Source organism: Tessaracoccus zhenghani, assembly GCF_054552775.1.
In genome coordinates, this window is record NZ_CM137275.1 from 635059 (window position 1) to 657906 (window position 22848).

The following is a 22848-nucleotide window of genomic DNA, read 5'->3' on the forward strand; positions in this document are numbered from 1 at the left end:
GTGGCCCTGGGAGGCCGCCGATCCGCTGCCGTAAGCTCTTTCACATGTCAGAGGTGTGGCAAGCGCTGGGAGCGGCCCTGCGGCTGGACAGCAGCCACCTCGCACAGGTGGGCCTCTGGGCGGCCCTCGGAGTGGCCCTGATCGCGGGCGCCTCCACGATGCTCGGCCACACCGCCATCCTGCTGCTCAACCGCATCCACGGGCTGCGCCTGGTCAGCACGCTGTTGCTGAACATCGTGTCGTTGGCCACCCTCCACATCATCCAGGCGGCCGTTACCTGGGGCGTCACCTCGCTGGGGCTGCGCCGCGCCGCGCCGCTGATGCCGCTGGTCCTCGTGGGCCTGCTGTCGGTGGCACCACTGGCTTTCGCCTTCATCCAGGCCATGCCGCACTTCGGCATGTTCTTCGGCCGCGTCCTGCAGGGCTGGAGTTTCCTCATCCTCTGGTTCGGCCTGGCCGAGGTCTTCGACATCGGGCGCTGGTGGGCGCTGGGGTTCTCCCTCTCGGGCTGGTTCGTGATGCAACTGCTGTCGCGGCTCCTGCAGCGCCCGGTCAACTGGGTGGGCTCCAGGGTCTGGACGCTCGCAACCGGCCGGCCCACCGTCGTGACCTCCCGTGACATCCTCGCCGGGATGCCTGCCATGCCGGTGCTGGACCGGACGCGGCGGGAGGCGCAGGCGTGATCAGCTGGGTCCTGGGCGGGGCGGCACTCATGGTGGCGGCGTTCGTGCTGCTGTCGCCCCTGGAGTCGCTGCGCTGGTGGGCCGACAAGGGTCAGGCGGAGATCGCCGCCACCTTCGACCCCATGCGCCCACCGCCCCAGGCCGCCGGCACCGGGCCAACGGCGTTCGTCGTCTACCTGTCCGGGGTGGCCTTGCTGAGCGGCGACACTCTCTCGGACCGCGAGGACGCCTGGCTGGCCGCGGTCGCCGAAGAGGTGCCGGGCGCCTGCATCATCTCCGAGGTGTTCCCGTACGCCGTCGACAACCGGGGGCTGCTGCACCGGACCACGATGGGCCTGTGGAAGGTGCTCGGCTGGACCCGTGAGCACTGGCACTGGAACCCCATCCACAACCTCATCAACATCCGCAACATCGCCCAGGTGCTGGTCTCCGCAGACCCGCGGTACGGACCCACGTTCAACATCGGGCTGGCGCAGGAGCTCTGGCGCGCCCTGCAGCGTCACGGATACCGGCCCGGCAGCGGCACCCCCGTCACCTTGATGGGTCTCTCGGGCGGTGTGCAGATGGCACTGGGCGCCGGGTGGTTCCTGCACGCGCTCAAGGTGCCCGTCTCGCTGATCAGCATCGGGGGCATCTTCGGCGACGACCCCGGCCTGGACAGGATGCGGCACCTCTGGCACCTCACCGGCACCCGCGACCACACCCACCACCTGGGCACCGTCGCCTTCCCCGGACGCTGGCCCACCTCACCCCTGTCGACGTGGAACCGGGCCAAGCGGGAGGGTCGCGTCAGCTTCCACACGATCGGCCCCATGGCCCACGACGGTCCCGCGGGTTACTACGGCCGGCGTTCCCTCGACGCGCAGGGTCGCAGCCATTTCGACCTGACGCGCGACGCCGTCGTCGCCATTCTGCGTGAGGAGGCGGGGTGCCTGAGGGGCTGCGCGACACGGAGTGTGGACGGATTTTTCTGAGTTGGCGCCCGATCCCGTAGAATGCTCTGTTGGCCGCAGCCCCCGATCCACTGAGGAGAACAGACATGGTCTCGACCAACGATTTGAAGAACGGAATGGTCCTCGATCTCGATGGCCAGCTGTGGCAGGTGCAGTGGTTCCAGCACCACAAGCCCGGCAAGGGGAACACGGTCGTGCGGTCCAAGCTGAAGCACGTGCTGAGCGGCAAGATCGTCGATCGCACCTTCAACGCCGACACCAAGGTCGAGACCGCGACGGTGGACCGCTCGGAGATGCAGTACCTCTACATGGACGGCGACGACTACGTGTTCATGGACATCGCCACCTTCGACCAGCTCCACGTCCCCGCGGAGACCGTCGGCGACGCCAAGGACTACCTGCTCGAGAACACCAACGCGTTTGTGGCCACCCACGAGGGCGCTCCACTGTTCATCGAACTGCCCACCTCCGTGGAACTCATCGTCACCTACACCGAGCCGGGCCTGCAGGGCGACCGCTCCACCGGTGGCACCAAGCCCGCCACGTTGGAGACCGGCAAGCAGATCCAGGTGCCCCTCTTCATCACCAACGGTGAGAAGGTCAAGGTCGACACCCGCGACGGCTCCTACCTCGGACGCGTTTCCAGCTAGATGTCTGAGCGCCCCTCCCACTACAGCGCGCAGACCAAGGCCCGCAAAGCTGCTCTCGACATCCTCTTCATGGCGGAGCAGCGCGGCGACTCTCTGAGCGAGACCTTCACCGAGCAGCGCACGCTGTCGGGCGGCGTCGTCCGCGAACTGACGCGCGAAATCGTCTTCGGTGTGGCTGAGCACCTCGACGAGATCGACGACCGGATCTCCGCTGCCGCCTCCGCGGCGTGGCCGCTGGACCGCATGCCGTCAGTCGACCGCAACCTCGCCCGCATGGCGATCTTCGAGCTCGACTACACCGACACCCCTCCAGGCGCAGTCATCTCCGAGGCGGTCCGCCTCGCGGGAGATCTGTCCACCGATGAATCACCGGCGTTCCTCAATGGCCTATTGGCCAAGGCCGCCGGCGCGAAGCCAAACACGAACTGATCTCCGAAAGAGGTAACGCATGAGTCCCGTTCCCGCATTGTTGGTCTTGGAGGATGGGCGCGTGTTTCGTGGCCGATCTTTCGGCGCCAATGGCGAGACGTTCGGCGAGCTGGTGTTCTCCACCGGCATGTCCGGATATCAGGAGACCCTGACAGACCCCAGCTACCGCGGGCAGGTGGTGCTGGCCACCGCCCCCCACATCGGCAACACCGGGTGGAACGACGAGGATGGCGAATCCGGCCGCATCTGGGTCGCCGGTTACATCGTGCGCGACCCCGCGCCCCGTCCCTCCAATTGGCGCTCCGTTAGGAGCCTCGACGACGAACTGCGCGAGCAGGGGATCGTCGGGATCTGCGATATCGACACCCGGGCCCTCACCCGCCACATCCGTGACCGCGGCGCCATGCGCGTGGGCATCTCCACGGAGACCGACAACGTGGACGAACTGCTCGCCCGCGTGCTGGACCAGCCGATGATGGCGGGTCAGGACCTCATCGGCGACGTGACCACCCAGATGCCGTACACGGTGGAGGCCAAGGGCGACACGTTGTACTCGATCGTCGCGGTGGACCTCGGCATCAAGTCGATGACTCCCACGCAGCTGGCCGCCCGCGGCCTGGACGTGCACGTGGTGCCCGCCCACGCCACCTTCGACGAGGTGATGAGCTACGCACCGGACGGCGTGTTCTTCAGCAACGGTCCCGGCGACCCGTCGACGGCTGAGGCCCCGACGGCGCTGCTGCGCGAGGTGCTGGAGGCCAAGGTGCCGTTCTTCGGCATCTGCTTCGGCAACCAGCTCTTCGGCCGCGCGCTGGGCTTCGACACCTACAAGCTCAAGTTCGGCCACCGCGGCATCAACCAGCCGGTGGTCGACCGCACGACGGGCCGCATCGAGGTCACGTCGCACAACCACGGCTTCGCCGTCGACGCGCCCCTGGAGGGAACAGTCGACACCGAGTTCGGCCAGGTGAGCGTCAGCCACAAGTGCCTCAACGACGACGTCGTCGAGGGTCTCGAACTCCGCCGCGACGGGGACCTCGTGGCCTTCTCCGTGCAGTTCCACCCGGAGGCCGCTGCCGGCCCCCACGACGCCAACTACCTCTTCGACCGGTTCGTGTCGGTCATCTCGGCCGGAAAGGACGCCTGATGCCGCGTCGCACAGACATCTCGTCGATCCTGGTGATCGGCTCGGGCCCCATCGTGATCGGTCAGGCCTGCGAATTCGACTACTCCGGCACCCAGGCCTGCCGCGTCCTCCGCGAAGAGGGCTACCGCGTGGTCCTGGTCAACTCGAACCCGGCCACGATCATGACGGACCCGGACTTCGCGGACGCCACCTACGTCGAGCCCATCACGCCTGAGTTCGTCGAGAGGGTCATCGCGAAGGAACGCCCCGACGCGGTGCTCGCCACCCTCGGTGGCCAGACGGCGCTCAACGCCGCCGTCGCCCTGCACGACAACGGTGTGCTCGAGAAGTACGGCGTGGAGCTGATCGGCGCGTCCATCGACGCCATCCAGCGCGGTGAGGACCGCGAGCAGTTCAAGAAGATCTGCCTCGGCCTGGACATCCCCGGCGGGCCGCCGGAGGTGGCCAAGTCGCACATCTGCCACACCATGGCGGAGGTCGTCGCGGCCGCTGAGAACCTGGGGTACCCGGTCGTCGTGCGCCCGTCGTTCACCATGGGTGGCGTGGGCTCCGGCTTTGCGCACGATGAGGCAGAACTGCGCAACATCGCCGGCGCCGGCCTGGCAGCCTCGCCCTCCACGGAGGTCCTCATCGAGGAATCCATCCTCGGCTGGAAGGAGTACGAGCTGGAGGTGATGCGTGACAAGGCGGACAACGTCGTCATCATCTGCTCCATCGAGAACTTCGACCCCATGGGCGTGCACACCGGCGACTCCATCACGGTGGCGCCCGCCATGACGCTGACGGACCGCGAGTTCCAGCGCATGCGCGACGTCGCCATCGGCGTCATCCGCGCCGTCGGTGTCGACACCGGAGGCTGCAACATCCAGTTCGCCGTCAACCCGGACGACGGACGCATGATCGTCATCGAGATGAACCCGCGGGTGTCGCGCTCGTCGGCGCTGGCCTCCAAGGCCACCGGCTTCCCGATCGCGAAGATCGCCGCCAAGGTCGCCGTGGGCTACACGCTCGACGAGATCCCCAACGACATCACGAAGGTGACTCCGGCGAGCTTCGAACCCACCCTGGACTACGTGATTGTCAAGATCCCGCGGTTCGCCTTCGAGAAGTTCCCCGCGGCGGACCCGTTCCTGACCACCCACATGAAGTCTGTGGGCGAGGCGATGGGCATCGGCCGCAACTTCACCGAGGCGCTGGGCAAGGCCCTGCGTTCCATGGAGGACCAGAAGGCCCCCTTCGAGTTCAACATGCCTATCGACGAGAGCGTCGAGGAACTTCTCGAGACCGCGTCGCGACCCTTCGACGGCCGGCTCCAGGTGGTCATGAAGGCCCTGCGCGCTGGGGCGAGCGTCGAACAGGTCTTCGAGGCCACCAAGATCGACCCCTGGTTCCTCGACCAGCTCGAGATCCTCCTCGACGTGGCCCGCCAGGTGCGCGACACGGACCAGCTGACCCCGGAACTGCTCCGGAAGGCCAAGCGCCACGGGCTGAGCGACGCCCAGATCGCCAAGCTGCGCAACCTCACCACCGACGTGGTGCGGGGCGTCCGGCACGCGCTGGGCATCCGCCCGGTGTACAAGGCGGTGGACACCTGCGCCGCGGAGTTCGAGGCCAGCACGCCGTACCTCTACTCGACCTATGACGAGGAGACGGAGGTGCCCACCCGCACCAAGGAGGCCGTGCTCATCCTGGGCTCCGGCCCCAACCGCATCGGCCAGGGCATCGAGTTCGACTACTCCTGCGTGCACGCCACCATGGCGCTGCGCGAGGCCGGGTACGAAACCGTGATGGTCAACTGCAACCCCGAGACCGTCTCCACCGACTACGACACCTCGGACCGGCTCTACTTCGAGCCGCTCACCGCTGAGGACGTGCTCGAGATCTACCACGCCGAGCTACAGGCCGGCCCCGTCGCCGGCGTCATCTGCCAGCTGGGCGGCCAGACACCGCTGAAGCTCGCCCAGATCCTCAAGGACGCGGGCGTGCCCATCGTCGGCACCTCGCCTGAGGCCATCAACCTGGCCGAGGAACGCGGCGCCTTCGGGCGGGTGCTCGCCCGCGCCGGCCTCCCCGCGCCCAAGCACGGCATGGCCGTCACCGCGGATGAGGCCAAGGCCATCGCCGCGGAGATCGGCTACCCGGTGCTCGTGCGCCCCAGCTACGTGCTGGGTGGGCGAGGCATGCAGATCGTCTACAACGACGAAGCCCTCGAGACCTACATTGCCAAGGCCACGGAGGTGAGCGAGGACCAGCCGGTGCTCGTCGACCGCTTCCTGGACGACGCCGTGGAGATCGACGTCGACGCACTGTACGACGGCAACGAGCTGTACATCGGCGGCGTCATGGAGCACATCGAGGAGGCCGGCATCCACTCCGGCGACTCCGCGTGCGCACTGCCACCCATCACCTTGGGCGACGCCGTCATCGAGGAGATCCGCACCTCCACGCTGGCCATCGCGCAGGGCGTGGGCGTGCTCGGCCTGCTCAACATCCAGTACGCCGTGCACAGCGACACGCTCTACGTGCTCGAGGCCAACCCGCGCGCCTCCCGCACGGTGCCGTTCGTGTCCAAGGCTACGAACACCTCACTGGCCAAGGCTGCGGCGCTGATCATGATGGGCCGCAGCATCGCAGACCTGCGCGCCAGTGGCATGCTGCGCGCCGAGGGCGACGGCTCGACGCCGCGTCCCAACGCGCCGGTCGCGGTCAAGGAGGCCGTGATGCCGTTCAACCGGTTCCGCACGACCGCCGGCGCGTTCGTCGACACGCTGCTCGGGCCGGAGATGCGCTCCACCGGTGAGGTGATGGGCCTGTCGGACAACTTCGGCACCGCCTTCGCCAAGTCGCAGGACGCCGGCGGCGGCCCGTTGCCCACCGGGGGCACGCTGTTCGTCTCCATCGCGGACCGCGACAAGCGCCACGCCATCTGGCCCATCAAGCGCCTCGTCGACCTGGGCTTCCGCGTCCTCGCCACTGCCGGCACCGCCTCGGTGCTGCGCCGCAACGGCGTGGCCGCCGAAGTGGTGCTCAAGCTCTCCGAGTTGAAGGAGGGCGAGGAGTCCAAGTCCATCGTCGAGATGATCAAGTCCGGCGAGATCGACCTGATCTTCAACACGCCGGAGGGCTCCGCGTCGGGTGCCAGCACCCGCGAGGACGGCTACCTCATCCGCACCGCCGCAGTGCTGGCCGACGTGCCGTCGATCACGACGGTGCCCGGCCTGGCCGCGGCCACGCAGGGGATCGAGGCGCTCCAGCGCGGCGAGATGGGCGTGAGGTCGCTGCAGGAATGGGCGCAGGCCTGATGAGCGGCCTCGTCACCCGCGGGCTCCGGACGGGATACCACGGCCTCAGGGCCGGCCTGTTCCGCTCCGCCGGGGGAGACCCCGAGCGGGTGCACGAGGCCATGATCGACGTGTTGGCCAAGGTCCCGGGCGGTGCCCGGGGCCGCGTGGCAGACCCGGTGACGGTGGCGGGCATCCGCTTCCCCAACCGGGTGGGTCTGGCCGCAGGCCTCGACAAGGACGGGGTCGCGGCCCAGGCCTGGGCACGTTTCGGTTTCGGCTTCGCCGAACTCGGCACGGTCACCGCGCTGGCGCAGCCGGGCAATCCCAAGCCCCGGGTGTTCCGCGCCGTCCGGTCCGAGGGCATCGTCAACCGCATGGGCTTCAACAACAGGGGAGCGGCCGCCCTCGCCACCACGCTGCGCGCGAAGGGCATCGCACGGGGCAACTGCGCCGTCGGCATCCCGCTGGGCATCTCCATCGGCAAGTCCAAGGTGACAGCCCTGGAGGACGCGACGGCGGACTACCTCACGTCGCTGCGACTGCTCGCGCCCTTCGCCGACTATGTCGCCGTCAACGTCTCCAGCCCCAACACGCCCGGCCTGCGCAGCCTGCAGGCCGCGCACCAGCTGGCAGAACTGCTGGGTGCGCTCACAGCCGAGGCTGCGAGTCTCGACCGCCACCGGCCCGTGCCGGTGTTCGTGAAGCTGGCCCCAGATCTCGAGGGCGCAGATCTGGCGGAGACCCTCGCGGTGCTCAACCATTCGGCGGTGTCCGGCGTCATCGCCACCAACACCACGCTGTCGCGCCACGGGCTCACCCCTCCGGATCAGCATCTGGCCCGCGAGGCGGGTGGGCTGAGCGGCCGGCCGTTGACCGTGAGGGCACTGGCATTCGTCGAGCACCTGGCGGCGTCCACGCACCTGCCCCTGATGGGGGTGGGCGGCATCATGAGCCCCGCTGACGGCAGTCGGATGTTCGACGCGGGCGCGGCGCTGCTACAGCTCTATACCGGATTCATCTACGACGGCCCTGCGCTGGTGCGCGGGATCCAGGAATACAGGAAGGCGTCATGACCTACGCCGAGAAACTGACCGCCGCCACAGCTTCGCGTGGTCGCCTGTGCGTCGGCATCGACCCGATGCCGTCCGTGCTAGCGGCCTGGGGCCTGCCCCACAGCGTCGACGGGCTCGAGCACTGCGCCCGGGGCATCGTCGAGGGGATCGGCGACATCGTGGCCGTCTTCAAGCCGCAGTCCGCCTTCTTCGAGGCCTTCGGTTCCAGGGGCGTCGCCGTCCTGGAGCGGGTCCTTGAGGACATCCGGCAGGCCGGTGCGCTGAGCATCCTCGACGTGAAGCGCGGTGACATCGGGTCCTCGATGGACGGTTACGCCACCGCGTTCCTGGGCGACGACGCACCCACCCGCGCAGACGCCATCACGCTGTCGCCGTACCTCGGGGTCGGCTCGCTGCAGCCGGCGATCGACGCGGCGGTGGCCGGTGGACAGGGCCTCTACGTGCTGGCCCGCACGTCCAACCCTGAGGGTGCGTCGGTGCAGCTGGCCACCACCGGGGGCGTCACCGTCGCCCAACACGTCGTGGATACCATCGCGGCGCTCAACCCCTCCGCGGATCACGCTGTGGGGCTCGTGGTGGGCGGCACGCACGGCGACTCCGGGTGTGATCTGAGCGACTTCAACGCGTCCATCCTCGTGCCGGGTCTCGGCGCCCAAGGCGGTACCGTCGCGGGAATAGCGGAATTGTTCGGGCAAAGCCTGAAGCACGTGTTGCCCACCACGAGCCGGGGAGTGATCGGTTCGGGGCACGACAAGCTACGGGAGAAGACCACCACGCTGCACTCGGAGATTGCGTCCCTGCTCACCTAATGCTGGCAAAAACCACCCTTAAGGCTGAACTTTTGGGCCCAGAGGCGGTATCTTTTGGGGAGCACCTGTTCACCGTTGCCGGTGCTGTCTATGAAGGATTGAAGGGAACTCCGATGGCAATTCCTCAGTTGAGCAGCGCGCAGCTTGAAGCGGCCAGGGCGGCTGCCACAGAGGCACGCCGAGCCCGCGCGAACCTCAAGGAGCAGGTCAAGAACGGCGACCTCTCCTTCACCGATGCACTGAACAAGGCGGTCGACGACGAGACGCTGTCGCGGATCAAGGTGGTGGACCTGTTGCGCTCCATGCCACGCGTGGGCGTGACCCGGGCCGGCGAGATCATGGAGAACCTCCAGATCGCCCCCAACCGTCGCATCCGTGGGCTGGGCCGCCACCAGGTGGTCCGCCTCACTGAACTCTTCAAGTGAGGCGGCGGTAAGCTCGGGCGGGTGACTTCTTCTCCCGTGTGGGTGATCTCCGGCCCGAGCGCCGTTGGCAAGGGCACCGTCTGTGCAAAGCTGCGGTCGCTCCACCCAGAACCTTTCTATTCCGTGTCCATGACCACCCGCGCAGCGCGTCCCGGTGAGGTGGAGGGCAAGAGCTATCACTTCGTCAGCATCGACGAGTTCAGGGACCTGATCGCGCAGGGGGAGTTGCTGGAATGGGCCGAGGTCCACGGCAACTACTACGGGACCCCCCGTCAGCCCGTGCTCGCCTCCGTCGCGGCCGGGCGCCCCGTGATCCTGGAGATCGACCTGCAGGGTGCGCGTCAGGTGAAGCAGAACCTGCCGGAAGCCCGGCTGATCTTCCTCAGCCCTCCGTCGTGGGAGGAGCTGGTGAGCCGGCTCCGGGGCCGCGGCACGGAGAACGAGGAGACGATGGCCCGCCGCCTGGACACGGCGAGGATCGAACTGGCGCAGGTCGACGAGGCCGATCACGTGATCGTCAATGTCACGCTCGATGAAACGGTCGCCGCTTTGGTAAGCTTAATGAGCTTGTGACCTGTCTCTGTGATCACAACGTGAAAGGATCACCTTGAACACCGTGCCCGAAGGCATCACCAACCCGCCGATCGACGACCTGCTGAAGAACGTCGACTCGAAGTACCGGCTTGTGCTGTTCGCGTCGAAGCGCGCTCGGCAGATCAACGCCTACTTCTCACAGCTGGGCGAGGGCCTGCTCGAGAACGTCGGCCCGCTGGTCTCCGCTGCTCCTGAGGAGAAGCCGCTGTCCATCGCGCTGCGCGAGATGAGCGACGGCCTCCTGCAGTACACCCAGATCGATCCCGAGGCAGAAGAGGCAGCTGCTGCCGCCGCCGCCACTGCGGATCCCGCGTTCTCCTTCGTCGATCCCTTCGCGGACACCGAAGTCGCGTCTTCCTGACGCACCCAAGGGGGCGGCTTATCGCCGCCACAACAACCCCTTCTTCCACTATGCGGCTTGTTGCCGCGCTAGGAGTGCTCTGCCGTGAGCCGTCTGTTCACCTCGGAATCGGTCACTGAAGGCCATCCGGACAAGATCGCTGATTCCATCTCCGACGCCGTGCTCGACGGCCTCCTCGCTCAGGACAAGGAGTCGCGGGTCGCTGTTGAGACCCTTGTGACCACCGGTCTGGTGGTGGTGGCCGGTGAGGTTTCCACCTCCGGCTACGTCGATGTCGCCAACCTCGCCCGCAAGCGCATCCTCGAGATCGGCTACGACTCGTCCAGCAAGGGCTTCGACGGCGCGTCCTGTGGCGTGACCGTCGCCATCGGCGCCCAGTCTCCGGACATCGCCCAGGGCGTCGACGACGCCTATGAGCGACGGGTCGACGCGGACGGCGACATCGCCAGCGCCCAGGGCGCCGGTGACCAGGGGCTCATGTTCGGATTCGCCTGCAACGAGACCGAGGCGCTCATGCCGCTGCCGGTGGACCTGGCGCACCGGTTGGCCGAGCAGCTGACGGCGGTCCGCAAGGACGGCACGCTCGAGTACCTCCGCCCGGACGGCAAGACGCAGGTCACCGTCCGCTACGGCGACGACGGGCGTCCCGAGGGCATCGACACCGTCGTGGTGAGCACGCAGCACAGCACAGAGGTCACGCAGCCGCACATCCACAAGGACCTGCGCCGCGAAGTGATCGGCCCCGTCCTGGAGCGCTACGGCTTCGGCATGCCTGAGCGGGTGTTCATCAACCCCACCGGCAAGTTCGTCATCGGCGGCCCCATGGGCGACGCGGGTGTCACCGGCCGCAAGATCATCGTCGACACCTACGGCGGCATGGCCCGCCACGGCGGCGGCGCGTTCTCCGGCAAGGACCCCTCGAAGGTGGACCGCTCCGCGGCGTACGCCACACGGTGGGTCGCCAAGAATGTGGTTGCGGCCGGCCTGGCTGAGCGCTGTGAGGTGCAGGTGGCCTACGCCATCGGCAAGGCGCACCCCGTGGGCTTCTATCTGGACACCTTCGGCACCAACGCGGTGCCTGAGGAGCAGATCCGCACTGCGGTGCTGGCCACGTTCGACCTGCGACCCGGAGCCATCATCCGCGACCTCGATCTGCTGCGGCCCATCTATTCGGACGTGACGGTCTACGGCCACTTCGGCCGCAACATCCCGTCGGCCACCTGGGAGCGCACAGACCGGGTCGACGCACTGGCGGCTGCTGTCAAGGGATGACGTGACGGGCCGGGTGGCGCGGGTCGCCGTCGACATGGCGCTGGCCCACCTGGACCGGCTGTTCGATTACGAGATTCCAGACCGACTGGTCGAGGTGGCCACCGTCGGCGCCCGGGTGAAGGTGCCGTTCGCCGGAACCCAGCGCGACGGGTGGCTCATCGAGATCGCCGACACCTCTGAGGTCGCCTCGCTCGCGCGCCTCAGCAAGGTCGTCTCCTCGGAACCCATCGCCACCCCTGAGGTGTACGAACTGATCCGGGGAGTGGCAGACCACTACGCGGGGGTCTGGTCTGATGTCGCCCGGCTGGCCATTGCGCCCCGGCACGCTGCCACAGAGAAGGCCCCACAACGCGAATGGCCGGACCCCAAACCCCTGGCGCAGGCCTCGGTGCTGCCGTCGTACCCTGCCGGTCAGTCGTTGCTCGACGCGCTGGGGGAGGGCCGCTCGCCCCGCCTGGTGTGGCAGGCGGCCGCTGTGCATGGGGGAGCGGGCGACCTGCTCGGCGGGCTGATCGAGGCCGTGGACGCCACGCTGCGTTCCGGCCGCTCCGCCGTCGTCGTCTTCCCCACGGTGCGCGAGCTCACCCCTGCCGTGGCCCGGTTCCGGGCCGTGTTCGGGCACGGTGCCGTGGGCGCGCTGGCCTCGGAGGCCGGCCGCTCGGCCCGGTACCGCGCCTATCTCGCCGCCGCGCGTGGGCAGGCTCGCATCATGCTGGGCACTCGCAGCGCCGTCTTCGCGCCGCTGCAGGATCTGGGCCTGGTGGTGGTCGTCGACGACGGCCATGACGCCCATGAGGAACTCCGCGCCCCGTACCCCCATGCCCGCGCGGTGGCCATCCTGCGGTCGGCGCGCCAGAACGCGGCCCTCATGCTGGCGGGGTACTCGCGCAGCGTGGACGCGCAGGCGCTCGTCGAGCGCGGCTGGCTGGCCGAACTCAGCCTCACCCCCACCGAGGCCCGGCGGATCGTCGCGCCGGTGCGGGCCGTCGGGGAGGTCGAGCGCGAGCACGATCCCACCGCGGCGCGCCTACGCATCCCTTCGTTTGCCTTCCGCTTCCTCCGCGACCACCTGCCGCAGGGCCCCGTGCTCGTGCAGGTGCCGATGACCGGCCACTCGGCGTCCCTCGCGTGCCAGCGGTGCGGCAACCGTGCCGTGTGCGCGAAGTGCAGCGGCCCCATGCGGGCCCGTCGCCGGGATGAGCCCGAATGCTCGCTGTGTGGATTCAAGCCCACGCGGTGGACGTGCCCGCACTGCCACACGTCGCGCCTCCGCACGCCGCTGGCCGGTGCCGCGCGCACCGCGGAGGAGTTGGCGCGCGCCTTCCCCGGGGCCCTCGCCGTCAACAGCTCGGCCAAGAACATCCGCGACGAGATCCCCGACGAACCCGCCATCGTGGTTGCCACGCCCGGCGCCGAGCCCAGCGCCCCGTCGGGCTATGCGGGCGTGCTGATCCTCGACACCGAGGTCACGCTGTCCCGGATCAGCCTCCGGGCTGCGGAGGAGGCCCTGCGCCGGTGGTCCAACGCCGCGGCGCTGGCGCGCCGTCCCCTCGACGGGGGTTCCGTCCTGCTGGTCGGCTCAGCGACCCATCCCACGGTGCAGGCCATGCTGCGGGCCGATCTCGCCGGGTTCGCCACCAGGGAGCTCGCCGACAGGGCCGAGGCCGGGCTGACCCCGGCCGTCAAGATGGCGCGGATCGTGGGCGACGCGGATGCGGTGCGTGAGTTCCTCGACAACGACGATTGGGCCGGTGTGGATATCCTCGGCCCCACAGAGGTGGGCCCTGACCGCTGGGCTGCGCTGCTGCGCACCCCTGTCCAGGACGCCCGCGAACTGACGCGGCGGGTCAAGAGCGCCGCCGCCATCCGCTCCGCCCGCAAGGAAAAGGGCCAGCTCAGTATTCACGTCGATCCCGAATCCCTGGAGGACAGATGAGGCTCGTGTTCGCCGGCACCCCCGAGGTCGCCGTTCCCTCGCTCGACGCCCTGGTGGCGTCGCAGCATGAGGTGGTGGCGGTGGTCACCCGGCCGGATGCGCCCGCCGGCCGTGGCCGCAAACTGACGCCGTCGCCGGTGGCCGTGCGGGCGGAGGAACTGGGGATCGAGGTGCAGAAGCCCGCGCATCCCCGCGATGCGGATTTCCAGGCCCGCCTGCGCGAACTCGCCGTCGACGTGTGCCCGGTGGTCGCCTACGGCGCGCTCCTGCCGCAGTCGGCGCTCGACATCCCGGCCCACGGCTGGGTCAACCTGCACTTCTCCCTGTTGCCCAGGTGGCGCGGGGCGGCGCCGGTCCAGCGCGCGATCATGGCTGGCGACGAGGAGATCGGCACCGCCTGCTTCCAGATCGTGCGGGAACTGGATGCGGGCGACGTGTACCTGATGGAATCGCGTCCCATGCCCGACGCCACCGCGGGTGAGCTGCTGGCGGCGCTCGCGGAGAGCGGCGCGGACCAGCTTGTCCGGGCCATCGACATGGTGGCGGCAGGCGAGCGGCCCACGCCGCAGCCCGCCGAGGGGCTCACCGTCGCGGCCAAGATCACCGTCGACGAGGCCCGCATCGTCTGGGCGCGGCCCGCGAAGGAACTGAGGAACCTCATCATGGGGTGCTCGCCGGACCCGGGAGCCTGGAGCGAACTCGACGGGCAGCGGTTCAAGATCTACCGGGCGTCGGTCGCCGATGACCATGGCCTGGCGTCGGGCGAACTCGACGCAACCAAGCGGCAGGTCTTCGTCGGCACCGGGGAGGGCACGCTCGAACTCCTCGAGGTGCAGGCCCCCGGGAAACGACGGATGCCCGCCATCGACTGGGCCCGCTCCGGCGTGGCAGGGAAGGCTCTGACATGAACCCCCGCAAGGTGGCATTCGACGTGCTGCGGCAGATCACCGGCGAGGACGCCTACGCCAACCTGGCGCTCACCAAGCGCCTGGCCACGGCCGGGCTGGAGACCCGCGACGCCGGTCTCGTCACGGAACTCGTCTCGGGCACGTGCCGCTCGATGGGCACCTACGACCGCGTCATCGAGGCCGCCGCAGGGCGGGCGCTGAACACGCTCCAGCCCGCCGTCGTCGACGTGCTGCGGCTCGGCGCCCACCAGTTGCTGGGCATGAAGATGAAGAAGTACGCGGCGGTCACCTCGACGGTCGACCTGGCCCGCGCCACCGTCGGCCAGCGGGTCACGGGGCTCGTGAATGCCATCATGCGCAAGATCTCGGCCAAGGACCTGGACGGGTGGCTCGACCAGCTGTCCAAGAAAGCCGGTCCGCTGGACGAACTCGCCATCCGTGGCCACCATCCGCGCTGGATCGTCGACGCCTACGCGGATCTGCTCACTCCGGATGAGCTGCCGCGTGCGCTCGCAGCGAACAACGAGCCGCCGCATCCCACCCTCGTCGTGCGCCCGGGCCTGGCCACCATCGCCGACCTGTCCGGTGCCACCCCCACCCGGTTCTCGCCCTTCGGCGCCACCACCGACGGCGCCCCGGCCGAGCAGGCGGCGGTGCGCGAGGGCCGCGTCGGCGTGCAGGACGAGGGTTCCCAGCTCGTTGCGTGGGCGCTGGCCCGCACGGAGGCGCCGGCCGGCCCGTGGCTGGACATGTGCGCCGGCCCGGGCGGCAAGGCGGCCCTGCTGACCGGCCTGGCGCGCGAGGAGGGCACCTGGTTGGTCGCATCGGAGTCGCAGGAGCACCGTGCTCGGCTGGTGCAGCAGGCCCTGTCCGCCTACCCGGACGGCGCAGTGGCGATCACGGCTGACGGCACCCGCCCGGCCTGGGGTCGCCAGTTCTCGAAGGTCATGGTGGACGTGCCGTGCAGCGGATTGGGCGCGTTGCGTCGTCGCCCGGAGTCGCGGTGGCGCCGGCGTCCGGAGGACGTCACGTCGCTGGGCGGCCTGCAGCGCGACCTGCTCCGTCAGGCCATCGCGTCGACGGTGCCCGGGGGAGTGGTGGCCTACGTGACGTGCTCGCCCCACCGCGCGGAGACGGTCGAGGTCGTCGACGACGTGCTTGCTGAGCACCCCGAGGTCGCCCGGCTGCACGCTGCGGACGCGCTGCCCGACGTGCCTGAGAGCGCGCTGGGAGACGATGTGCAGTTGTGGCCTCAGCGCCATGGCACAGACGCGATGTACCTCGCGCTGCTGCGCGTGGGTTCCTGACCGGTCCGCTGCCGACCTCCCGCCGAGATCACTCTTCCGCCACTCGATAGGGTGCTGTCATGCGTATCACCCCGAGCATTCTCAACGCCGATTTTGCCAACCTCGCCACGGAGATCGGGCGGATCGGCAGCGCCGACGCCATCCATGTCGACGTCATGGACAACCATTTCGTGCCGAACCTGAGCATCGGGTTGCCCGTGGTGGAGTCCATCCGCAGGACCACGGACAAGATGCTCGACATCCACCTGATGATCCAGGACCCGGACCGTTGGGCACCCGCCTACGCCGAGGCGGGAGCCGAGTCAGTGACCTTCCACGTGGAGGCCGCCCACGCACCCATCCGGCTGGCCCGCGAGCTGCGCCGGCTGGGTTCCCGCGCCTCCATCGGCCTGAAGCCAGCCACCCCCATCGACTCGTACGCGGACATGCTCGACGAGGTCGACATGGTGCTCCTGATGACCGTCGAGCCGGGCTTCGGCGGCCAGAAGTTCCTGGACCTGGTGTTGCCGAAGGTGCGTCGCACCCGCGAGCTGCTGGGGGACCGGCCCATCTGGATCCAGGTCGACGGCGGCGTGAGCGTGGAGACGATCGAGCGCTGCGCGGAGGCCGGCGCCGACACCTTCGTGGCGGGCTCCGCGGTCTACAACGCGGCCGACCCCGACGCGATGGTCAACCAGCTGCGCAACCTCGCCGCGGGGGCCTGCCAGCACTAGGCACTGAAATCCGCAGGATCCTCAGCGCCTGGGGTCAGTTGCCGTTCGGCTGGTCGTCGCCCTGACGGCGGCGCAGGAACTTCTCCAACTCCGCCGCGATCGTGTCGCCCGTGGCGCCCTCCACCTCTTCGGTGTCGCGGGCCTCCTCGAGCTGGCCGATGTACTCAGCGATGTCCGGGTCCTGCGCGCTCAACTGGTCCACCGCCAGCGTCCACTTATCCGCCTCGGCGGGGAGTTCCGCGTGCTGGATCTTGACGTGCAGGATCCCCTCCAGCTCCGTGAGCAACGCGTCCTGCGCCTTCGGGTTGGGCGGCGACGACACGTAGTGCGGGACGGACACCCACAGCGAAGCCGCTGGGATCCGCTCGTGCAACATCAACTGCCCGGCCACGCCGATCATGCCCGTTGGTCCGGTGTAGTCGTTGGCGTCCATGTTGTACTTCCGCTCAACCGCGGGATCACTGGTGTAGACCCCCACGGGAAGCGGACGCGTGTGCGGCGTGTCGCTCAGCATGGCGCCGAGGAAGACGACGATCTCCGGGTCGATCTTCTTGATCCGGTCCACCAGGTCCATGGAGAACTGCCGCCACAGGAGGTTCGGTTCCGGGCCCAGGACGACGATGATGTCGCGGTCCGGGTGATGCACGGCGCGCAACCGGAGCGCAGGCCACTCCACCCAGGCGCCGTCCGCGGTGCGGTGCAGCATGGGCCGCGTCTGCTGGTAATCCCAGTAGCGCTCGTCGTCGATGATGCCCGCGTCAGTGCCGGGATAGGAGTCCATCAGATGGGCCAGCAGATCGCTGGCCGCATTGCCGGCGTCGTTCCAACCGGAGAACCCGATCACCACTGCGGGGTCTCGGAGACCGTCCAAAGGCGCGAACTGCATTCGTCCAGCCTACCGGGTGCGGCTAGCCTTGCCCGGTGGCTATTAATCTGAGAGACCTGTTGAATCGTCGTGTGCTTGTTGCCGATGGGGCGATGGGCACCATGCTGCAGTCGTTCGGCGACCTCAGTGTCGACGACGACTTCCAGGGGCTCGAGGGCTGCAACGAGATCCTCAACGTGACCAGGCCCGACATCGTGGCCTCCGTCCACCGCGCCTACTTCGAGGCCGGCGCAGACGCCGTCGAGACCAACTCCTTCGGCACCAACCTGGCTGCGCTTGCTGAGTACGACATCGTCGAGCGCCTCGACGAACTTGCTGAGGCCTCCGCGCGGATCGCCCGCGGCGTGGCAGACGAGTTCGCCGACAAGCCCCGCTTCGTCCTGGGCTCCATGGGCCCCGGCACCAAGCTGCCCACGCTCGGGCACGTCCAGTTCGCCGCCATCCGCGACGCCTACCAGCGTCAGGTGGCCGCCATGATCCGCGGCGGCATCGACGCGGTGCAGATCGAGACCTGCCAGGACCTCCTCCAGGCCAAGGCCGCCATCATCGGCTCGCAGCGGGCCGCGGCGGAGGCGGGCGTCGACCTGCCCATCCTCGTCAACGTCACCGTCGAGACCACCGGCACCATGCTGCTGGGCTCCGAGATCGGCGCCGCGCTCACGGCGCTGGAGGCGCTGGGAGTGGACTGCATCGGCCTCAACTGCGCCACCGGTCCCGCCGAGATGAGCGAGCACCTGCGTCACCTCGCCCGCAACGCCAAGATCGCCGTCGGCACCATGCCCAACGCCGGTCTCCCGGAACTGACGGCCGACGGTGCCCGCTACCCGCTGGGCCCCGATGGCCTCGCCGACGCCCTGGGCACCTACCTGGACGAGTTCGGGCTTGCGGTCATCGGCGGTTGCTGCGGCACCACGCCTGAGCACATCCGTCTCCTCGCTGAGCGCTACAGCGGCCGTGAGGTCGCCCCGCGCGACCCCCAGCCGCAGAACTCGGCCAGCTCGCTCTACATCGAGGTGCCGTTCGAACAGGACGCCAGCTACCTCAACATCGGCGAGCGCACCAACGCCAACGGGTCCAAGGCCTTCCGTGACGCGATGCTGGCGGAGAACTGGGACGAGTGCGTCGAGATCGCCAAGTCCCAGGCCCGCGACGGGGCGCACGTGCTCGATCTCTGCATCGACTACGTCGGCCGCGACGGCGTGGCCGACATGAAGCAACTCGCCTCCCGCCTCTCCACTGCGGTCACGCTCCCGATCGTGCTCGACTCCACGGAGCCGGAGGTCCTGCTCGCGGGCCTGGAGCACCTGGCGGGCCGCGTGATCATCAACTCGGTCAACTACGAGGACGGTGACGGCCCCACGTCGCGCTTCGGCCGGATCATGCCGCTGGTGAAGGAGCATGGCACCGCCGTCGTGGCCCTGACCATCGACGAGGAGGGCCAGGCGCGCACCGCCGAATGGAAGGTGCGCGTCGCGTCGCGCCTCATCGAGGACCTCACGAAGAACTGGGGCATGGACGTGGGCGACATCCTCGTCGACTGCCTGACGTTCCCCATCGCCACCGGTCAGGAGGAGACGCGCCGCGACGCGATCGAGACCATCGAGGCCATCCGTGAGCTCAAGCGCCTGTACCCGGGCGTGCGCACCACGCTGGGCGTGTCGAACGTCTCGTTCGGCCTGAACCCGGCTGCCCGCATCGTGCTGAACTCCGTGTTCCTGCACGAGTGCGTGCAGGCAGGCCTCGACTCAGCCATCGTGCACAGCGCAAAGATCCTCCCGATGGACCGCATCCCGGAGGAACAGCGCCAGGTTGCGCTCGACATGGTCTACGACCGCCGCTCCGAGGGCTACGATCCGCTCTCGAAGTACCTCGACCTGTTCGAGGGTGTCACCGCGGCCTCCGCACGCGCCTCCCGTGCCGCGGAACTGGCTGCGCTGCCGCTCGAGGAGCGCCTCCAGCGCCGCATCATCGACGGCGAGGCCAAGGGGCTCACCGCAGACCTCGACGAGGCCCTCAGAGACAAGCCGGCCCTCGACATCATCAACCAGGACCTGCTCGCCGGCATGAAGACCGTGGGCGAACTGTTCGGCTCCGGCCAGATGCAGCTGCCGTTCGTGCTCCAGTCCGCCGAGACCATGAAGCTGGCCGTGGCCCACCTCGAGCCGCACATGGAGAAGTCGGAGAGCGACACCGGCAAGGGCACCCTCGTGCTGGCCACCGTCCGTGGCGACGTACACGACATCGGTAAGAACCTCGTCGACATCATCGTCAGCAACAACGGCTACACCGTCATCAACATCGGCATCAAGCAGCCCATCCAGGCCATCATCGACGCAGCCGAGCAGCACAGCGCCGACGCCATCGGCATGTCCGGGCTCCTCGTGAAGTCGACGCTCGTGATGAAGGACAACCTGGGAGAGCTCAACCGGCTGGGCCTCGCCGAGAAGTACCCGGTGCTGCTCGGCGGCGCCGCACTCACCCGTACCTTCGTCGAGCACGACCTGGGCGACATCTTCGAGGGCCAGGTGCGCTACGCGAAGGACGCGTTCGAGGGTCTCGCGCTGATGGACGCGGTGATGGCCGTGAAGCAGGGGGTGCCGGGCGCGAAGCTGCCCGAGCCCAAGAAGCGTCGCTATGCCAAGGTGGAGGTGGAGGAGGTGCCGATCGAGCCGGGCACCCGCTCCGACGTCGCCCGCGACGTCGACGTGCCCACCCCGCCGTTCTGGGGCACGCGCGTGGTCAAGGGCATCGCGCTGGCCGAGGTCGCCGCATGGCTCGACCACCGCGCCACGTTCATGGGCCAGTGGGGCCTGAAGGGCAGCAGGGGAGGCCCGTCCTTCGAGGAGATCGTCGAGACCGAGGCCATGCCGCGCCTGCGCGGGTGGATGGACCGGATCAAGACGGAGAACCTCGCCAACTTCGGCGTCGTCTACGGCTACTTCCCCGTGTACTCCGAGGGCGAGTCGCTCGTCGTCGGCAGCCCGGAGGACCCGCAGAAGGAGGTGACCCGGTTCACGTTCCCGCGGCAGCGCCGTGACCGCCGCCTGTGCCTGGCGGACTACTTCCGCGACGCCGACGAGGCCGCTGAGCGCGGCCCCGACGTGCTGGCCATGCAGCTGGTCACGATGGGCGCCGAGGTCGCCAAGGGCACCGCCAAGCTGTTCGAGGCCAACTCCTACCGCGAGTACATGGAGCTCCACGGCCTGTCCGTCCAGCTGACGGAGGCCCTCGCCGAGCACTGGCACGACCGGATCCGCCAGGACCTGGGCTTCGGCGCCACCTCAGACATCGAGGAGGCCATCCGCAAGCAGGGCTACCGCGGCTCGCGGTACTCCTTCGGCTACCCGGCCTGCCCGGATCTGGAGGACCGCGCCAAGCTCGTGGCGCTGCTGAAGCCGGAGCGGATCGGCGTCGAGCTGAGCGAGGAACTGCAGTTGCACCCTGAGCAGTCGACCGATGCCATCGTCGTGCACCACCCGGAAGCGAAGTACTTCAATGCAGGCTGAGCCGAAGGCCGTCCTCTGGGACTTCGACGGGACGCTGGTCAACACCGAGCCCGTGTGGCAGGAGATCGAGCGCCAGATGCTCGCCGAGCACGGGGTGACGTTCACCACCGAGCAGTGGGAGTCGATGACCGGCCAGGACGCGCGGCTCTCCGCCGCGATGATCGCCGAAGCCATCGGCTCAGACGACATCGACGGCCTACTGGAGACGCTCCTGCAGCGGGTGGCCGACCACCTCCGTCAGCGCGACCTCCCGTACCTGCCCGGCTCGCGCGAACTCCTCGTGGAGTTGGCGGCGTTGGGCGTGCCCTGCGCGATCGTCACCGCCAGCAGCGGGTCCGTTCTGGACGCTGCCCGAGACCGGTTGCCCCAGCATGTCTCGTTCATCGTCACCTCCGACGACGTGAAGAAGACCAAGCCGCACCCGGAGGGATACCTCCTTGCCATGGAGCGCCTGGGCGTCTCCCCGAAGGACGTCGTGATCCTCGAGGATTCCGTGCCGGGCACCCTGTCCGGGCTCGCCTCGGGCGCCGTCGTCTACGCTGTGCCTTCTGTGCCGCTCGAGCAGCACCGTCGCATGCACATCGGCGAAGGGCTCGACGGCATCACCTGGGAGACGCTCGTGGACGTGTGGCGGGCACGGAAGGAACTGGCATGAACCTGTCGGGAGTGCACAGAGGGCCCCTGCAGCCCGGCGAGCGCGTGACGCTCACCGACAGCAAGGGCCGCCGCAAGTCGATCCTCCTCAAGGAGGGGGCCACGTGGCACACCACCAAGGGCGCCGTGCACCACGACGAGCTGATCGGCGGGCCCGAGGGCGTGGTGGTGAAGTCGGCCGGCGGCATGCAGTATCTGGCGCTGCGGCCCTTGCTGCACGACTACATGGTGGCCATGCCGCGCGACGCCGCGGTGATCTACCCCAAGGAAGCCGCCCAGATCGTGATGTGGGGCGACATGTTCCCAGGCGCGCGGGTCCTGGAGGCCGGTGTCGGTTCCGGCGCATTGTCGCTGGCGCTGCTGCGGGCCATCGGCCCCGAGGGCACCCTGCACTCCTACGAGCGACGTGAGCAGTTCGCCGACGTCGCCCAGAACAACGTGCGCAACTTCATCGGCGGGGAGCACCCCGGCTGGCGGGTGACCGTCGGAGACCTCGTCGAGGCCATCACGGACGACGAGATCGACCGGGCCATCCTCGACATGCTCGCCCCCTGGGAGTGCATCGAGGCCGTGGGCGAGCGTCTCGTCCCCGGCGGTGTGCTGGTGTGTTACGTGGCCACCGCCACCCAGCTGGGTCGCGTGGCCGACACCCTGCGCGCCCACGGCGGCTTCACGGAGCCGCAGCTGACCGAGACGACCGTGCGTGACTGGCACGCCGAGGGTCTGGCCATCCGGCCAGGGCACGGAACGTCGAGCCACACAGGTTTCCTCGCGATCTCCCGACGGCTGGCCCCCGGCCAGCAGGCCCCCATGCGCAGCCGTCGGCCGGCCCCCGGCGCGTACGGCCCCGACTACACGGGCCCCCGGCCCGCGAACATCCCTCCAGACCTAGGCGGTGCGCCCGCTCCGGTGCCGGCTCAGTCTCCAGACGAAGCGCCAACCCATGAGGGTGACGGCCAGGAATAGCGCGGCAACCACGACGAACGCCCAGGCCGCTGTGTCGCCGGCAACGACGCGCAGTACCATTCCCACGACGAGCGTCACGCTCCACACGATGAGCCCCTCCCGCCAGCCGGCGAAGGGCAACGTGGTCATCGCCACCGCAACCCAGGCGATGAGGCAGGCCAGCAGGAACGGCCAGGCCGTGGCGAGGACGCCCAGCAGTTCCAAGCCGTGGGATGCCCGCCCGATCACGGCGAAGACCAGTACGCAGACCAGATCGACAATGATTGGCACGACTCGCTTCATGCCAGCCACT

Annotated in this window: 19 protein-coding genes and 1 pseudogene; 18 read left to right on the forward strand and 2 right to left on the reverse strand. The window is 68.8% G+C overall.

Going from position 1 to position 22848, the window contains the following annotated elements:
- The first annotated feature begins 44 nt into the window (after positions 1 to 44).
- The 16 genes from ACX1DX_RS03035 (at position 45) to rpe (ending at position 16544) form a co-directional block, all read left to right on the forward strand.
- On the forward strand, positions 45 to 683 hold the full coding sequence (locus ACX1DX_RS03035; protein ID WP_076058954.1) for a hypothetical protein: 639 nt from the start codon (positions 45 to 47) through the stop codon (positions 681 to 683).
- Positions 680 to 1657, forward strand: coding sequence for a hypothetical protein (locus tag ACX1DX_RS03040; RefSeq protein WP_459397618.1), 978 nt, complete (start codon positions 680 to 682; stop codon positions 1655 to 1657). The genes ACX1DX_RS03035 and ACX1DX_RS03040 overlap by 4 nt, the downstream gene beginning before the upstream one ends.
- Before the next feature lie 65 nt (positions 1658 to 1722).
- On the forward strand, positions 1723 to 2286 hold the full coding sequence (gene efp / locus ACX1DX_RS03045) for an elongation factor P (RefSeq protein ID WP_076058949.1): 564 nt from the start codon (positions 1723 to 1725) through the stop codon (positions 2284 to 2286).
- Positions 2287 to 2715 (forward strand): transcription antitermination factor NusB, encoded by a 429-nt coding sequence (nusB, locus tag ACX1DX_RS03050; protein WP_076058947.1) that lies wholly within the window; start codon positions 2287 to 2289, stop codon positions 2713 to 2715.
- A 19-nt stretch (positions 2716 to 2734) separates the two neighbouring features.
- Positions 2735 to 3862, forward strand: coding sequence for a glutamine-hydrolyzing carbamoyl-phosphate synthase small subunit (gene carA, locus ACX1DX_RS03055; protein ID WP_076058944.1), 1128 nt, complete (start codon positions 2735 to 2737; stop codon positions 3860 to 3862).
- Complete coding sequence (carB, locus tag ACX1DX_RS03060; RefSeq protein WP_459397619.1) at positions 3862 to 7164, forward strand: carbamoyl-phosphate synthase large subunit; 3303 nt, start codon at positions 3862 to 3864, stop codon at positions 7162 to 7164. Before carA ends, carB begins: the two co-directional genes overlap by 1 nt.
- Entirely contained in the window at positions 7164 to 8219 is a 1056-nt protein-coding gene (locus ACX1DX_RS03065; RefSeq protein WP_459397620.1) for a quinone-dependent dihydroorotate dehydrogenase, read from the forward strand. Before carB ends, ACX1DX_RS03065 begins: the two co-directional genes overlap by 1 nt.
- Positions 8216 to 9028 carry an orotidine-5'-phosphate decarboxylase gene (gene pyrF / locus ACX1DX_RS03070; protein ID WP_459397621.1) on the forward strand — a complete coding sequence of 271 codons (813 nt, stop codon included), beginning with the start codon at positions 8216 to 8218 and terminating at the stop codon, positions 9026 to 9028. The genes ACX1DX_RS03065 and pyrF overlap by 4 nt, the downstream gene beginning before the upstream one ends.
- Positions 9029 to 9141: 113 nt before the next feature.
- Positions 9142 to 9453, forward strand: a complete 312-nt coding sequence (gene mihF / locus ACX1DX_RS03075; protein ID WP_076058934.1) for an integration host factor, actinobacterial type — start codon at positions 9142 to 9144, stop codon at positions 9451 to 9453.
- A gap of 42 nt (positions 9454 to 9495) precedes the next feature.
- Positions 9496 to 10026, forward strand: coding sequence for a guanylate kinase (gene gmk, locus ACX1DX_RS03080; protein WP_459398167.1), 531 nt, complete (start codon positions 9496 to 9498; stop codon positions 10024 to 10026).
- A gap of 34 nt (positions 10027 to 10060) precedes the next feature.
- Positions 10061 to 10408: a DNA-directed RNA polymerase subunit omega gene (rpoZ, locus tag ACX1DX_RS03085; RefSeq protein ID WP_459397622.1), complete on the forward strand. Its 348-nt coding sequence runs from the start codon at positions 10061 to 10063 to the stop codon at positions 10406 to 10408.
- An 84-nt stretch (positions 10409 to 10492) separates the two neighbouring features.
- Complete coding sequence (gene metK / locus ACX1DX_RS03090; protein WP_459397623.1) at positions 10493 to 11680, forward strand: methionine adenosyltransferase; 1188 nt, start codon at positions 10493 to 10495, stop codon at positions 11678 to 11680.
- Between the two features lies 1 nt (position 11681).
- Positions 11682 to 13616 carry a primosomal protein N' family DNA-binding protein gene (locus tag ACX1DX_RS03095; protein WP_459397624.1) on the forward strand — a complete coding sequence of 645 codons (1935 nt, stop codon included), beginning with the start codon at positions 11682 to 11684 and terminating at the stop codon, positions 13614 to 13616.
- Positions 13613 to 14524: a methionyl-tRNA formyltransferase gene (gene fmt, locus ACX1DX_RS03100; protein WP_459397625.1), complete on the forward strand. Its 912-nt coding sequence runs from the start codon at positions 13613 to 13615 to the stop codon at positions 14522 to 14524. Before ACX1DX_RS03095 ends, fmt begins: the two co-directional genes overlap by 4 nt.
- A complete protein-coding gene (locus tag ACX1DX_RS03105; protein ID WP_459397626.1) occupies positions 14521 to 15831 on the forward strand; it encodes an RsmB/NOP family class I SAM-dependent RNA methyltransferase in 1311 nt (436 codons plus the stop codon). The genes fmt and ACX1DX_RS03105 overlap by 4 nt, the downstream gene beginning before the upstream one ends.
- A gap of 59 nt (positions 15832 to 15890) precedes the next feature.
- Positions 15891 to 16544: a ribulose-phosphate 3-epimerase gene (rpe, locus tag ACX1DX_RS03110; protein ID WP_076058922.1), complete on the forward strand. Its 654-nt coding sequence runs from the start codon at positions 15891 to 15893 to the stop codon at positions 16542 to 16544.
- 34 nt (positions 16545 to 16578) lie between these two features.
- Here rpe and ACX1DX_RS03115 read toward each other — a convergent pair whose 3' ends face one another.
- The gene (locus tag ACX1DX_RS03115) at positions 16579 to 17430 is read right to left on the reverse strand and encodes a proteasome assembly chaperone family protein (RefSeq protein ID WP_459397627.1); all 852 of its coding nucleotides are present in this window, start codon (positions 17428 to 17430) and stop codon (positions 16579 to 16581) included.
- Between the two features lie 41 nt (positions 17431 to 17471).
- Between ACX1DX_RS03115 and metH the strand changes: the two genes are divergently transcribed.
- The gene (metH, locus tag ACX1DX_RS03120) at positions 17472 to 20936 is read left to right on the forward strand and encodes a methionine synthase (protein WP_459398168.1); all 3465 of its coding nucleotides are present in this window, start codon (positions 17472 to 17474) and stop codon (positions 20934 to 20936) included.
- Positions 20926 to 22556: pseudogene (locus ACX1DX_RS03125) on the forward strand (HAD-IA family hydrolase). The gene metH and the pseudogene ACX1DX_RS03125 overlap by 11 nt, the downstream one beginning before the upstream one ends.
- Here ACX1DX_RS03125 and ACX1DX_RS03130 read toward each other — a convergent pair.
- Entirely contained in the window at positions 22479 to 22838 is a 360-nt protein-coding gene (locus tag ACX1DX_RS03130; RefSeq protein WP_459397628.1) for a DUF3054 domain-containing protein, read from the reverse strand. The pseudogene ACX1DX_RS03125 and the gene ACX1DX_RS03130 sit on opposite strands and share 78 nt — an antisense overlap.
- Positions 22839 to 22848 lie beyond the last annotated feature (10 nt).